Annotated in this window: 13 protein-coding genes; 12 read left to right on the top strand and 1 reads right to left on the bottom strand. The window is 44.6% G+C overall.

Going from position 1 to position 13784, the window contains the following annotated elements; genetic code table 11:
• The 12 genes from IID12_07190 to IID12_07135 form a co-directional block, all read left to right on the top strand.
• On the top strand, window positions 1-828 hold an 828-nt coding region (locus IID12_07190), incomplete at its 5' end, for a hypothetical protein (GenBank protein MCH8288876.1).
• 208 nt (window positions 829-1036) lie between these two features.
• Window positions 1037-1780 (top strand): bifunctional demethylmenaquinone methyltransferase/2-methoxy-6-polyprenyl-1,4-benzoquinol methylase UbiE, encoded by a 744-nt coding sequence (gene ubiE / locus IID12_07185; protein ID MCH8288875.1) that lies wholly within the window; start codon window positions 1037-1039, stop codon window positions 1778-1780.
• A 126-nt stretch (window positions 1781-1906) separates the two neighbouring features.
• Window positions 1907-4024: a ribonuclease R gene (rnr, locus tag IID12_07180; protein ID MCH8288874.1), complete on the top strand. Its 2118-nt coding sequence runs from the start codon at window positions 1907-1909 to the stop codon at window positions 4022-4024.
• A gap of 3 nt (window positions 4025-4027) precedes the next feature.
• A complete protein-coding gene (locus tag IID12_07175; GenBank protein MCH8288873.1) occupies window positions 4028-4966 on the top strand; it encodes a class I SAM-dependent methyltransferase in 939 nt (312 codons plus the stop codon).
• 5 nt (window positions 4967-4971) lie between these two features.
• Complete coding sequence (locus IID12_07170) at window positions 4972-5988, top strand: DUF4837 family protein (protein MCH8288872.1); 1017 nt, start codon at window positions 4972-4974, stop codon at window positions 5986-5988.
• Window positions 5989-6024: 36 nt separating this feature from the next.
• Window positions 6025-6495, top strand: a complete 471-nt coding sequence (gene purE / locus IID12_07165; protein MCH8288871.1) for a 5-(carboxyamino)imidazole ribonucleotide mutase — start codon at window positions 6025-6027, stop codon at window positions 6493-6495.
• 4 nt (window positions 6496-6499) lie between these two features.
• Window positions 6500-7432, top strand: coding sequence for a carbohydrate kinase family protein (locus tag IID12_07160; GenBank protein ID MCH8288870.1), 933 nt, complete (start codon window positions 6500-6502; stop codon window positions 7430-7432).
• Window positions 7433-7438: 6 nt separating this feature from the next.
• Window positions 7439-8341 (top strand): dTDP-4-dehydrorhamnose reductase, encoded by a 903-nt coding sequence (gene rfbD, locus IID12_07155; protein MCH8288869.1) that lies wholly within the window; start codon window positions 7439-7441, stop codon window positions 8339-8341.
• A complete protein-coding gene (locus IID12_07150; GenBank protein MCH8288868.1) occupies window positions 8338-9054 on the top strand; it encodes a polyprenol monophosphomannose synthase in 717 nt (238 codons plus the stop codon). The genes rfbD and IID12_07150 overlap by 4 nt, the downstream gene beginning before the upstream one ends.
• 26 nt (window positions 9055-9080) lie before the next feature.
• Complete coding sequence (locus IID12_07145; GenBank protein MCH8288867.1) at window positions 9081-11126, top strand: glycosyltransferase; 2046 nt, start codon at window positions 9081-9083, stop codon at window positions 11124-11126.
• Between the two features lie 8 nt (window positions 11127-11134).
• Window positions 11135-12100, top strand: a complete 966-nt coding sequence (locus IID12_07140; protein ID MCH8288866.1) for an acetyl-CoA carboxylase carboxyltransferase subunit alpha — start codon at window positions 11135-11137, stop codon at window positions 12098-12100.
• A 44-nt stretch (window positions 12101-12144) separates the two neighbouring features.
• On the top strand, window positions 12145-12966 hold the full coding sequence (locus IID12_07135; GenBank protein MCH8288865.1) for a class I SAM-dependent methyltransferase: 822 nt from the start codon (window positions 12145-12147) through the stop codon (window positions 12964-12966).
• 86 nt (window positions 12967-13052) lie between these two features.
• On the opposite strand, the gene IID12_07130 is transcribed toward IID12_07135, so the two are convergent.
• On the bottom strand, window positions 13053-13784 hold a 732-nt coding region (locus IID12_07130; protein ID MCH8288864.1), incomplete at its 5' end, for a peptidyl-prolyl cis-trans isomerase.

Below are 13784 nucleotides of genomic sequence, written 5' to 3'. Positions count from 1 at the left end.
TCCGGCACGCGCCGTCTTTTCGGTCCTCCGGTCGATACTGCCATGAGGATACAGAAAGAAATCAGAGAGCGGCTGAGCCTCGGCACAGCTATAGGCGTGGCGAGCAATAAACTTACCAGCCAGATAGCCTCCCGTGCTGCTAAGCCGCTGACCATACGGGAGGTGGAAAGCGGTGAAGAGGCATCCTTTATAAGCCCTTACCATACGTATAGGCTTCCGGCTGTAAACAAACTTCTGTTTGAAGCGCTGAGGGAGGTCAATCTTCTCAGGATAGGAGATGTGGCATCCGTTTCCGAAGCACACATGTTAATGCTGCTCGGGCAAGACGGACGTCTGGTTCACCGTCAGTCGAATGGGATAGACACTTCTCCTGTGCGGGTTCCGCAGATTCAACCCACGGTAAGGGAAGAGGTGACGTTCGACGAGGATACCAACGACTGGCGCCTGCTCCTCGCATCGCTCGGAAGGATGGCGTCAAGCATCGGTTACCGTGTGCGCAAGAGGAGTGTTCGAATCGGCGAGCTCCGCGTTCTTGTGATATATTCCGATGAAAAAGAAGAGCGGGGAAGGGTGCAGCTTCGGCATCCTCTTTTCCTCGACGACGACGTTTACGCCGCTGCGCGGGATATTTTCGAGCGTACGGTGAAGAGACGGATTCGCATCCGCGCGCTTGAGCTGGAAGCGAGAAAACTCTCACGCCCCGTAGGGCAGACGGAGCTTTTCTCCGATAGTGCGGAAAGGAAGAAGCTGGTCGACCTGAATGCCGCGCTCGACTCGATACGCACCCGCTTCGGCGGAAACGCCGTCGGAAAAGCGGTCTGGGTATAGGATAGCCATTGTCAGAAAGTTGAACGGAAAATATCACTGAGTTGTGTAAGATAGCCCAGTCATTTATGGCCGGGCTATAGGGTGGGGAATCAACATGGTAGTATCTATCGCTCGGATTAACATGAAATTTTGGTGGAAGTCCACTGATAGATGCCGGAAGAAACTCAGGATATTTCATGTTATATTGGTTCGATGAACGCAGAGAAAAATGGGTAGAAGCGTGAACGTAATTCCATACGAAAAGAGGGACGGGATCCCGGATGAAAAACCTGATGCCGTCCGGAAGATGTTCAACAGCATTGCGCTCCGGTATGACCTTATGAACGACATCATGACAGGCGGATTACACCGCCGATGGAAGCGTTTGGCTGTAAAAGAATCTCTCGGAAAGAACAAAGGCATGGCGTTGGACCTCGCATGCGGTACGGGGGACTTGGGATTGATATTCGCAAGATCAGGAGCCGAAAAGGTTATCTGTATTGACTTCTCGGAAAGAATGCTGGACGTCGCACGAATGAAGGCAAAGAGAAAGGCAGTGACGAGGAGACTTTCATTCAGCAGGACGGATGCTCTTAATCTGCCGTTTCCGGATGCGACTTTTGATTCGGTCGCAACCGGTTTTTCTTTGAGGAATGTAGACGGTATCGCCGAGATGTTTAAAGAGGTACTGAGGGTTTTGATACCGGGGGGTAGGTTCGCAGTGTTGGAATTAGCCCACATGAAATCATCTCTGACAGGCAAAATCTTTAATTTTTATTTTAAGAAAATTATACCCCCGTTAGGAGGTATTATTACGGGAGACCGAGCGGCATATGATTACCTGCCGGAGTCAATATCGAACGTTCCCGGTGTGGATGAATTGGAAGTAAAGATGACAAAATCCGGTTTCTCGAATGTAAGGTTTAGATTACTGGGATGGGGATCGGTTGTTATTATCTCCGGTGAAAAATAGAAATAATTCTTAACAAGTTTCGGTCAGTAAACTCCTGCCGGCTCAAGCAAACTCATCATAATTGCACTTCCCGATTTCTGAAGGTATATTTACCAAATTTAGGAGAATGTGTAGAAATAAACGATTTTGGACGATATTAAGGATAAAACATTAAATTTTCTCGAATTGAACCGGGGAAGCAGGTTCAAGCAGAAGGAGATTGCCAAGGCGATCGGGGTTGCAGGAAACGAATATGTCCGATTTAAGCGACTCCTTTATTCACTGAGCAAATCAGGTAAAATCAGGAAGTATCCTAAGTCACGTTACGCCGCTAAGGGGAGTGAAAAATATTTTGAGGGAGCTCTTTCGGTGACGATGAAAGGATTCGGATTCGTGATAGTCGAGGATGGGCTTGATATCTTCATCTCCTCCGATGCAATGCAAGGAGCGTTGAGCGGAGATAAAGTGAAGGTAGAGGTATTTCCTCACCGCTTCGGGCCCAACCCGGAAGGCAGAATTGTAGACGTTGTTGAGAGAAAGCGAACCGAAATCGTCGGTACCCTCAGAAAATTGCGTGGGAAATGGTTTGTTACACCCGACGAGAGGATGCTCAAGAATAATCTTCCCGTGATTTATGGGAAAGAAGGGGGAGGTAAAAGCGGCCAAAAGATAGTTGCTAAATTAGTTGAAGGTGATTCTTATCTTGATAGTTCAAAGGTAGAAGTTACGAGGATAATCGGGTATCCGGATGATCCGGGTACCGATTTTGAATCGGTATGCGCACTTTTCGGGCTGAACCCCAAGTTTCCAAAATCCGTTGAGAAAGAGTCGGCATCCTTAAGAGAGGGGCTTGATAAAAAGGAGCAGAAAAATCGGCTTGATCTTCGTAACCTCACCTGTTTTACGATAGATCCGGTTGAAGCAAAGGATTTTGATGATGCCGTGTCGATCGAGACACTGGATAACGGAAATTATTTACTTGGAGTGCACATCGCCGACGTAAGTCACTACGTCAGAGAGGGCAGTGTTCTTGACAGGGAGGCGCTCAAAAGAGGAACGAGTGTCTATATGATCGATCATGTTGTGCCTATGCTGCCGGAGCGAATCTCAAACGAACTTTGCAGCCTGAAACCGAATGAAGAGAGGTATACGTTCTCTGTATTACTGACGCTGTCAAGAGAGGGAGATGTTTTAGAACATAAAATTACTCCTTCGGTCATAAAATCCAAACGGCGCTTCACATACCGCGAAGTACAGAAAATTCTCAATAAGGGAAAGGGCGACTATTCTAAAGAGATCAAACTCATGAACAGACTCGCTAAAAGCCTCTATGAAAAAAGGAAATCGGTCGGAAGCATAGACTTTGATTTGTCCGAAGCGATCTTCAGGCTCGATGAAAACGGGATGCCGTACGATGTATTCAGATCGGAACGTTTGGACAGCCATCGGTTGATAGAAGAGTTTATGCTGTTGGCTAACAAGACTGTTGCGCAGCATATTGCAGTTAAAAGGTCAGCGGAAAAATTACCCTTTCTGTACCGTGTTCATCCTAAACCTAAAAAAGAGGAGATCGATAATTTTCTGGAGATGCTGAAATTTTTGGGCGTTAAAGTAAAAGTGCCGGTACCGATAAAGCCTGAAGATTTTCGCGATATAATGGAGATAGTGGAAAAAATGCCCGAGAAAGACCTGCTCGAAAAGATAGCGCTCCGGTCAATGTCGAAGGCGGTATATTCAGAGAAGAACGAGGGACATTTTGCTCTTGCTTTCAAGCACTACTCGCACTTTACATCTCCGATAAGGCGTTATCCTGATCTTGTCATACACAGGCTGCTCAAGGAATATTTGAACAGATCGACAGTGAAAGGAACAGCTTCAAAACGAAAAAGACTGAGTATTATAGCAAAGAGCAACACTGAGAGCGAGATAAATGCACTCTCGGCTGAAAGAGCTCATGCGAGGATCAAGGAAGTTAAATTTCTCTCAGGCAAAGTGGGAGAGGAATTTGACGGCAGCATATCGGGCGTTATAGGTGCGGGTCTTTTTGTTGAGCTTGTGGAATTTCCTATTGAAGGATTTGTCCCTGTTAAACTATTTACAGATGATTATTACATCTTTGAGCCGGATCGGCACAGATTTATAGGAAAACGCAATAAACGGACTTATATGCTCGGCGACAGGCTGAGAATTCGCGTAAAGAGCGTTAAGGTCGCGGAAAGGGAAGTAGAGTTCAGCCCTATCGGCGATGGGCACGGCAGAAAATAAACCTTGATTGAAGAAACAAAATGCGTCCTTTGCGGAGCTGAAGATTATAAGCATTATTTGACCGCGTCTGATCGTCTCTCTGATGATAAAAATAACACATATAATATCGTTAGGTGCAGTGAGTGCGATTTTCTATATACCAACCCGCGACCAGTAGATCAATCGAACTTCATAGCGCCTTTTATTGAAGGAGGCGACGCTTTCAACGTTCTCGCCGATCCCCAATCTATATCCGATTGGATATTCAAAATTTTTCATCCTGCCTCCGTCAGGTGGAAAAGAAAGGCAATTGACGGCTTGCAAACCATAGGTAGGTTATTGGATTATGGCTGCAGAACAGGTGATTTTCTATTCGAAATGAAGAGAGCAAAGTGGGAGGTATTCGGCATTGAACCCGATGAGCTCGGAAAGGACTTTGCCGCTTCACATTATGGTTTGGATGTGGTTGATACAATCGAACAGCTGCTCGCCATGGGCGGAGAAAAATTTGACGTAATCACTATGTGGCATACTCTTGATAAGGTGACTGATCTTTCGTTGGCATTGAAGTCCGTGAAATCGTTATTAGCTGATAATGGATACCTCCTTGTGTCCTTACCGAATATAGAAAGTTATGATGCAAAAATTTATAATTCCGACTGGATCGGACATGATCTTCCGCGTCACTTATATCACTTTGACCGCGACCACATGACGAAGGCAGCTGAATCGAATGGTTTTAAAGTAGTTAAATACAAAACCATTCCCTGGGATACTCTGCATAATGTCTTCATGTCGGCATTGAGAAGAGCCGACAAACACCGCTGGAATGCCAGATGGAGCATCAATTGGCCGCTGCTGTTGTGGACGCTTTTTATCTCATGGTGGAAGGGGAGCATAATATATTCGCTGGGCGGTAGATGTTCCGGATCAGGTGTACTCTATTATCTGAGGCATGAATAAATTCAATGAACCGGATAATCAAACCGATAATGATGATTATTTTCCTCGGCAGCGGGTGCTACGATGCGAAAAAAACGTCCATTGGCAATGAGGACGAAATTACGGTAATTGCCGACTCTGCCGAATGGGGAAAATTTCGACCGTTGTTGGAGCAGGTTTTTGAAAAGGAGATATTCACTCCCCAAAGGGAGAAGCTGCTCAAACTAAGATGGTTTCCCCCGGGACAATTTCCGAAAAAGATAAGGCAGAAGAACCTGTTGATAATAAGCACGCTGTCAAATCAGGGTAAGACAACCCAGTTGATAAAGGATATTCTTGATAACTCGATTATTGATAAAATGCGTAACAATGAAATCTATGTGATAACTGAAAACGACCATTTTGCCCGGGACCAGAAACTGATGATCCTCGCCTCATGGGACGAACCGGGACTGAAGAAACACATAACAGACAACTCTCTTTTCCTGTACGACATATTCGATCAGGTCGTGAACAGGAGAGCTGCTGCAAGAGTCTTAGGGAAACGCTCTCGTAACAGACTTTCTAACAGGATAATGGAAAAACACGGTTTTTCATTTAAAATCCCGCTCGATTATTCAATTATACTCGATGATCCCGATCGGCGCATATTGTGGTTAGCGAGTCACGGTACAAGGAGATGGTTTCTTGTATATTGGGAAGAGGTTGAGGATATTCCGGTATTAGATACTGAATGGGTAATAAATAAAAGAAACGAATTAGGTATAACACTGTTCGACAGCGTGCGAGTGAATGAAAATTATTTAGTCGAGGATAGGATTTTAATAAATGAATGGGTCGTGTTGAAAGTTACCGGATTGTATGAAAAGATAGACGAACAGCTGGGCGGTCCCTTTGTATCTTTTCTCTTTTACGACGAGAAGAGCAGTCGATTATATTTTCTGGACGGTGCGGTATTTACTCCCGGCGAGGAAAAGATCAAGTTCCTGAGGACACTCGAATTGATGGCTCGGAGCTTTATTACTTCAAACGGGAATAGTTGAAGAAATTTTTTAAACAGACAATGAGGTAAGATTAAAATGTCGAATAACAAACTATTGGTTGCGATTTTATCGGGAAGCGTTTCGGATTCCGAATTCGTGAAGGCGACCGAGGAATATCTTGATTATTTTGGTGTGGAGTATGAGTCGAATGTAATATCCGCGCATAGAAACCCTAAAAAGGTCTCGGAGTACGTTTCGGAGGCGCACAAAAGGGGAATCAAGGTGATAATCGCCCAGGCAGGGATGGCTGCTCACCTTGCCGGGGTCGCCGCCGCTTACACTGTTTTGCCTGTGATAGGCGTTCCGCTGCCCGGTTCCCATCTGAACGGGAAAGATTCGCTGTACTCGACGGTACAGATGCCGGCGGGAATACCGGTAGCGACAATGGCGATCGGAAAGGCAGGCTCCCGAAACGCAGCCGTTCTTGCCGTCGAGATACTCGCTCTCGAAGATGAAGGGCTGCAAAAGAAGCTGAACGATTTTCGCGCTCAGGGGGCGAAGATTTGACATCATGAAGTTGGCATTGATCGGAAATATCGTCAGAGATGAAATTGAAACTTTCGATGGAAAATCTGTCCATAGCTGGGGAGGAGCTTTATATAACATTGCCGTATTCCAGAAACTATTGAAACAGGGTGAATCTTTGCTGCCGGTGACAACTGTCGGGTACGACGTGTGGGATGAGCTAATGGAGTTTCTCTCAAATTTTGACCGGATTGACACTTCCGCCCTTTCGAAGTCCCGGCATCGGAACAATAAAGTATCACTTAAATATATTGACGAGCAAGAAAGGACTGAGCAAGCGAAAGACATCTTACCTCCTTTAGAACTAAATCTGATAGAACAGGCACTGGACGCAAATGCCATACTCTTCAATTTTATTTCCGGATTCGAAATGAAATACGAACACCTGAAGAAAATTAGAGCTGAGTATGAAGGTACAATGCTTATTGATGTGCACAGCCTTATGCTTGGCATCGACGATGAAGGGATCAGGTTCAAAAAAACTTTTCCCGAATGGCGTAAATGGCTTTCGTGTTTTGACTGCGTTCAAATGAATGCCGTAGAGGCTGGACTTATCACAGACAGCGAAGAACAATATGGCGGGTATACGGATCTCGCAAATGACCTTGTCAACACCGGCACTAAAGTAGTCAATATTACACTTGGTCAGGAAGGTTCCTATATTGCATACAGGCATGATGGTGCAATTGAATCGGCTCACTTGGAGGCGATGGTCACGGAGAGAACAGTAGACCCTACGGGGTGCGGGGATGCGTATTCAGCTGCATTTTTAATTGAGTACATGAGAGGAAAATCCCCCCTGTCAGCTGCGCGCACGGCAAATCATATTGCAGGAATCAAAAGCTGTGTCAGCGGCATAGAAGGATTATTATCAAAAGAATTTGATAATGCAATAAATAACATTATGGAATCCGATTAAGACAAAATGAAAGTAGCGGTATTCGGAGCAAACGGCCTGTTAGGGCAAAAATTAATGAGCGAAATTAACAGCTCTTACAAGATCATTGCGTTCGGGAGGGATAAGCGTTCAAGTATATCTTCAAATGAGATAGATTATCATCAGCTGGACATCACGGATTCAGCGGATGTGAACGAGGCGATAAAGAGAGAAAAACCGGGAGTTATAGTTAATGCCGCCGCCTATACAAACGTGGATGGCTGCGAATCAAACAGGGAAGAATGCTGGAAAATCAACGTGGAAGGAGTAAAGAATCTGGCGAAAGCGGCGAGGCGTGCCGACGCGAAATTGATTCATATTTCATCTGATTATGTATTTGACGGAACAAGCGGACCGTATTCGGAAGAGGACAAACCGGCGCCTACAACTTACTATGGTAAATCCAAACTTGCGTCAGAGAACAACGTAATAGGCTCAAAAGCAAAGTACGCCATAATTAGGACCAACGTTCTTTATGGCCATGCGTACCCTGCAAAAGCCAGTTTTGTTCGATGGGTAATCGATGAATTATCAAAAGGGAATAAAATAAGAGTTGTAAATGATCAGTATAATAACCCGACGTTAGCAAATGATTTGGCAGCCTGTATCTTGAGGATAATTCAACTTGATGCTGAAGGAATGTTCAACTATGCAGGCTCGGATTATTTCAGCCGGTTTGAATTTGCACAAAAAATTTCACAGAAGTTTAATTATTCAACCGAGCTGATCTTTCCGATCAGCACCGAAGACCTCGGTCAGCTTGCCCCCCGCCCAAAAAAAGGAGGTCTGCGCACGGAAAAAGCCAGAGACAGTCTCGGCTTGAAAATATTCGGAGTCGATCACGGATTGGAGGTGATGAAACAGGAGATGAACCAGGAGATGAACCGTTGAAAGTGCTGGTAATTATCCCGACATATAACGAGGCGAACAACATACTAAAAGTAATTGATCTCGTTTTCGAAGCGGAACCGTCCGCAGATGTGCTTGTGGTTGACGATAATTCGCCTGATGGGACTGCGGGGTTGGTCAAAAAGTTACTTAAAAAGGAAAAGCGCGTAAACCTGATCAAACGGGAAGCAAAGGAAGGTCTCGGCACCGCTTATGTGGCAGGATTTAAATTTGCTCTTGAAAACGGATACGATAGGATATTGGAAATGGATGCAGACCTTTCTCATGACCCGGCTGAAATACCCAATTTCCTGAAAGCCTGTGAAGACGCCGACGTTGTGGTCGGTTCGAGATATTTAGACGGGATAAACGTAGTTCATTGGCCTCTAAGGCGCCTAATTTTGAGTTACGGCGCAAACATTTACAGCAGGGTGATCACGGGGCTTCCGATTAATGATACAACGAGTGGATTTAAGTGTTTCAGACGGGAGGTGCTCGAAGCGCTTGATTTAGAATCAGTTCATTCCGGAGGTTACTCCTTTCAGATAGAGATGAATTTCAGGGCTTGGCGTAAAGGATTCAAAATAGTCGAGATTCCAATTATTTTTGTAGACAGGACGCTCGGGCAATCGAAGATGAATTTTTCTATTATGGTTGAAGCGGCGAAAGTTGTCTGGAAGCTGAAATTTCAGCAGCTAATAGGTAAACTGGAGTAAGAGACATCAAACTTTCTGTTATAATAGTGAGCTATAACGTAAAGGCGTTTCTGCAGCAAACGCTTGAGTCTGTTGTCAAAGCCTCTCAGAGAATTGAGACGGAAATATTCGTGGTGGACAATAAATCCCTGGATGGCAGCGCCGAAATGGTAAAAAGTCTATATCCTCAGGTCATTCTTCTGGAAAACACAGAAAACGTGGGTTTTTCGAGAGCTAACAACGCAGCCATCCGCCGAGCGAAAGGCGATCATATATTACTTCTTAACCCTGATACGGTTGTACAGGAGGATACGTTCGATATTCTCTCGGATTTCCTCGAGACTCATCCCGAAGCCGGCGCCGTCGGTTGTAAAGTCCTCAATGCCGACGGGTCCTTACAGCTCGCATGTCGAAGAGCTACGCCGACTCTACCGGTCGTGTTGCCGAAAATATTGGGACTGAGCGCCATTTTTCCGAAGAGTCGGGTATTCGGAAGATACAATTTAACTTATCTCGATGAAAACGAAATATCAGAGGTTGACGCAGTATCCGGCTCCTGCTTTATGACTCGCCGGGATGTATTTGAAAAGGTCGGGTACCTCGACGAAGATTTCTTTATGTATGGTGAAGACCTTGATTGGTTCTATCGAACGAAGGCAGTAGGATTTAAGATTTATTATGTCCCTACCACGAAAATTATTCACTATAAAGGTGAAAGCACAAGGGCGGCAGGTTACGACGCTATAAAAATGTTTTATAAAGCGCAAATACAATTCGTCAAGAAACATTTCGGCAAGTCCAAGTCTCTTTTAACCGTTATCATGCTTTACATCGGAATAATTCTCAGAGCTCTGGTCTCATATGCGGCTAAAACGAGCACAAAATTTGCGCTCGTGATTACAGACATTGTATTCATGCAGATGTCTCTGTTATTGGCGCTATTGTTGAAATTCCATTCATTAGCGGAATTAAATTCTTACGTTTTCGTCACGATTATCTACACATCGGTTTGGCTGATAACGTTGTATCTGCTCCGGGTTTATGAAATCAGGAGATTCTCTGCAACTTATTCCGCCTGGGCTGTGATTCTCGGTTTCTTCGTCAATACAACGTTCACTTTTTTCTTTAAGCAGATTGCTTACTCGCGTGAAGTATTGATATGGTTACTTCTATTCAACATACTATTCCTTCCATCCTGGCGCATAGCGATCAGGCTGGCGAGGAAAACCGGGTTCGTACCGTTCCTCGGAACGCTGGGAAAAACAATTATTTCAAGGAGAACCGCAATAGTGGGAAGTGGAGAGGAAGCCCGGCGGATAGCCCGAAAAATTATTAGTAAACTTGACCAGGGCTATAAAATTATAGGGTTTATTGACAAGAAATTACCGGATCAATTCCCCGAAAATTTTAATTACCTCGGCAACATTTCCGATTTGAAGGAAATAGTGACTCTAAGGAAGATAACCGACATTATATTCTCAGCGGACAGTTACAGTTATGAAGAGATATTAAACATAATCGACCGGGTTAAAGATTTGGGTTTGAGTTTTAAGATCGTTCCTAAACACATGGATTTTATAATCGGCAAATCGAGCGTCGAATCAATAGAGGAGATATCGCTTATAGAACTGCACTATAATATTGATAAGCTCTCAAACAGAATACTAAAACGGGGTTTCGACATTATCTTTTCGGTATCACTGATAATTCTTCTCTTTCCTTTTGCGATATTTTATTGGGTATATAAGCGGCTGATAATCACACCCAGAAAAATAATGCTGTCTCCAAATAACCGAAAGACGATGTATACGCTTTCGGATAATGGAGATATCAGCAAGAACCGTCTCGCAGGTTATCCTTTACTTTTTAATATTCTGGCAGGTACTTTAAGTTTCGTGGGCTCCGAATTACTCGCAGAATTACCCCCTGAAAAGAGTATTCATTTTAAGCCCGGCATCACGGGGCTGGGGCAAACTATGAACCGGGGAGAGAAGCTCAAGGAGAATTATGAGGAGTATGAGCATTATTACAGAAGAAACCAATCGATTCGCCTTGATTTAGAGATACTAATCAAGGATTTATTCAATATTTAGGAGAAGGTTTGGTTAGATTCGTTTACGATTTCGAGAAACCGATAGAAGAGATAGAAAATGAACTGTCTGAGTTGGAATCGAGATCTCTAAACACCGGTTCAGAGGTTAGCGAGGAGATTAAAAGGGTTCGGGACAAAAGAGATCGTGTTATTTCTGAAGTATATTCCAAATTAACACGCTGGCAGAAGGTACAGCTTGCCCGTCATCCCGACAGACCATACACTCTTGACTATATAAACATTATCTGCGATGAATTCATCGAGTTGCATGGTGATAGGCAGTTCGGAGACGATTCAGCCATGATAGCGGGGCTTGCGGAGATAGGCGGGCACAAAATAGTAATAGTGGGACATCAAAAGGGAAGAGGGACGCGGGAGAACATAAAAAGAAATTTCGGAATGTCGAATCCCGAGGGATACCGCAAAGCGCTGCGTGTAATGAAGCTGGCGGAGAAATTTAAAAGACCGGTAGTTTCGCTTGTAGATACTCCGGGAGCATTCCCCGGTCTCGGCGCCGAGGAAAGAGGACAGGCTGAAGCAATTGCCAGGAATCTTCTTGAAATGAGCAAATTAAAGATACCCATACTTGTAATTATAATAGGGGAGGGTGCAAGCGGGGGCGCGCTCGGCATCGGATTGGGAGATAGAGTTCTGATGATGGAAAATACGTGGTACAGCGTTATCTCTCCGGAAGGGTGCGCATCTATCCTTTTTCGCGACCCCACCAAAGCTCCGGAGGCTGCTGAAGCTTTGAAGCCGATACCTTCAGACCTTCAAGAATTAGGAGTCATTGACGGCATAATCAGTGAGCCGAACGGGGGAGCACACAGAGACCCGGAGGGCGCCGCGGCGAATTTGAAGGAGACGATCATAACCAATATCAGAGAACTGAGCAACCTGCCGACAGATATATTGTTGGAAAATCGATTATCCAAATTTGCCAATATGGGCGAATGGAATGAGAATCAAAATTAGTTTCTAAACACCTCGCCTTGTAAATCTAATTGAATAATCGCAATATGTATCTGAGATACGGTGATTATTCAAATGAACTGCTCTCAGAATTATACGACTTCCTTCCACTCTACGCACTGAGAACGGACGTCGAATTTTACGTCGATTGGGCCAACCGAATCTCAGGAGATGTATTGGAGCTTGGATGCGGAACGGGCAGAGTTTCAATTCCGGTAGCCTATTCAGGCAGCCATGTGACCGTGCTGGACTATTCGATGCCGATGCTGCAGAGATTTAAAAAGAAGCTTGTAGAAGAGCCGAATTCGTTGGCGGACAGGATAGACATTATCAGGGCAGATATGACGAATTTCACGATTAGTAAATTATTTGAGCTGGTTATAATTCCATTTAGACCCTTTCAACACTTGATATCCATTGACGATCAGATAAATTGCCTTAAGTCTGTCCGTAAACATCTCCGGCACGACGGAGTTTTGATATTTGACGTTTTTAACCCGAGTCCGGATCGATTATTAACTCCGGCGTTCGGACCGGAAGTCGATGTGCCGAAAATAGAAATAACCGACGGGAGGAGTTTGACCAGAACTTCGCAGGTGGTCAAATCTCACTGGAAGGATAAATGGAATGAGTATGAATTTATATACAGATTAGAAAACGAGCTCGGCGGCGTTGAGGAGATCAGACAACAGACCTCAATGAGGTATTTTTTTGCGGAAGAGTTGGAATTGATCCTCGAAATGGGCGGATTTAAAATAGACAAAATTTTCGGTGATTTCGATTCGTCCGATTTCCACAAGGATTCACCGGAGCAGATATATGTCGCGTCTCCGTTAAACGATCAGAGCGATAGAAATTCGGATAATTGAATTAAAACTGAGTTATCTGTATTTGGCTAAAGAAATGAGCCAGAAAGTCCTGATGTTGATAATAACGAGAGCCTTAAATTATCAGACTAAAGATGGAGATGACGGCCCTCGATTCTACGGTTCCTGAGATCCTCTATTACAGCTTTGTTTTTCAGATTTTCAATCCATCTCGCAAATAAAACGTTCTGTAGAGCAAACATCATCTCATTGCGGATATCTTCTTTTACTCGCTGGTACGAAGCTTCTTCAAACGGTTCTCTCCTGACCAGTTCTGCAATTACGACGTTTGAGGATACAATAATCGGATTGGTCAAATCACCCGGTGTCATATTCACAATAGCGCCTGACAATTCTCCGCTTTTACCCAAACCCCGAATCGAAGACATGAGTGTGAATGACGGTGGAGTATTAATAGAAAGATTTTTGCCCGAGGCTACAATATTCTCAAGCGTTCGGTCAGTCAGGCTTAATTGTCCGAATAACTCATCAGCGTAATCTTTGGCTTTCAGGCTTCGCTTCTCCTGTTCAATCTCAAACTTGATTACGGATCTTACCTCGTCGAGAGATTTTACCGTACTTTCTTCGATCTCCTCTAACCTGAAGACAAAATAACCTGTCTCGTTCTGCAGAACATCGCTCAGTGCGCCTTGCTCGGCAGTGAACGCAAATATCACCGCATCGCGCAGCTGCCCGACATTTCCGGGGCTGACGTCATTATTCCTGATTGGTGGCGTTTGTTGTATGATAACTCCCTCACCGTCAGCTGCGGCATCAAATCCGATATCCGCAGCATCAAATGCGAATAAATTTGCGGCGGA

It is taken from the genome of Candidatus Neomarinimicrobiota bacterium (assembly GCA_022567655.1).
GTDB lineage: Bacteria > Fidelibacterota > SORT01 > SORT01 > SORT01 > JADFGO01.
This window is presented reverse-complemented; position numbering and strand designations above follow the sequence as displayed.

Excerpts from the sequence above, each read along its gene's own strand:
- IID12_07160 (MCH8288870.1), top strand. The coding sequence starts at position 6,500 with ATGAAGTTGGCATTGATCGGAAATATCGTCAGAGATGAAATTGAAACT.
- ubiE (MCH8288875.1), top strand. The coding sequence starts at position 1,037 with ATGGGTAGAAGCGTGAACGTAATTCCATACGAAAAGAGGGACGGGATC.
- rfbD (MCH8288869.1), top strand. The coding sequence starts at position 7,439 with ATGAAAGTAGCGGTATTCGGAGCAAACGGCCTGTTAGGGCAAAAATTA.
- IID12_07170 (MCH8288872.1), top strand. The coding sequence starts at position 4,972 with ATGAACCGGATAATCAAACCGATAATGATGATTATTTTCCTCGGCAGC.
- IID12_07135 (MCH8288865.1), top strand. The coding sequence starts at position 12,145 with ATGTATCTGAGATACGGTGATTATTCAAATGAACTGCTCTCAGAATTA.
- purE (MCH8288871.1), top strand. The coding sequence starts at position 6,025 with ATGTCGAATAACAAACTATTGGTTGCGATTTTATCGGGAAGCGTTTCG.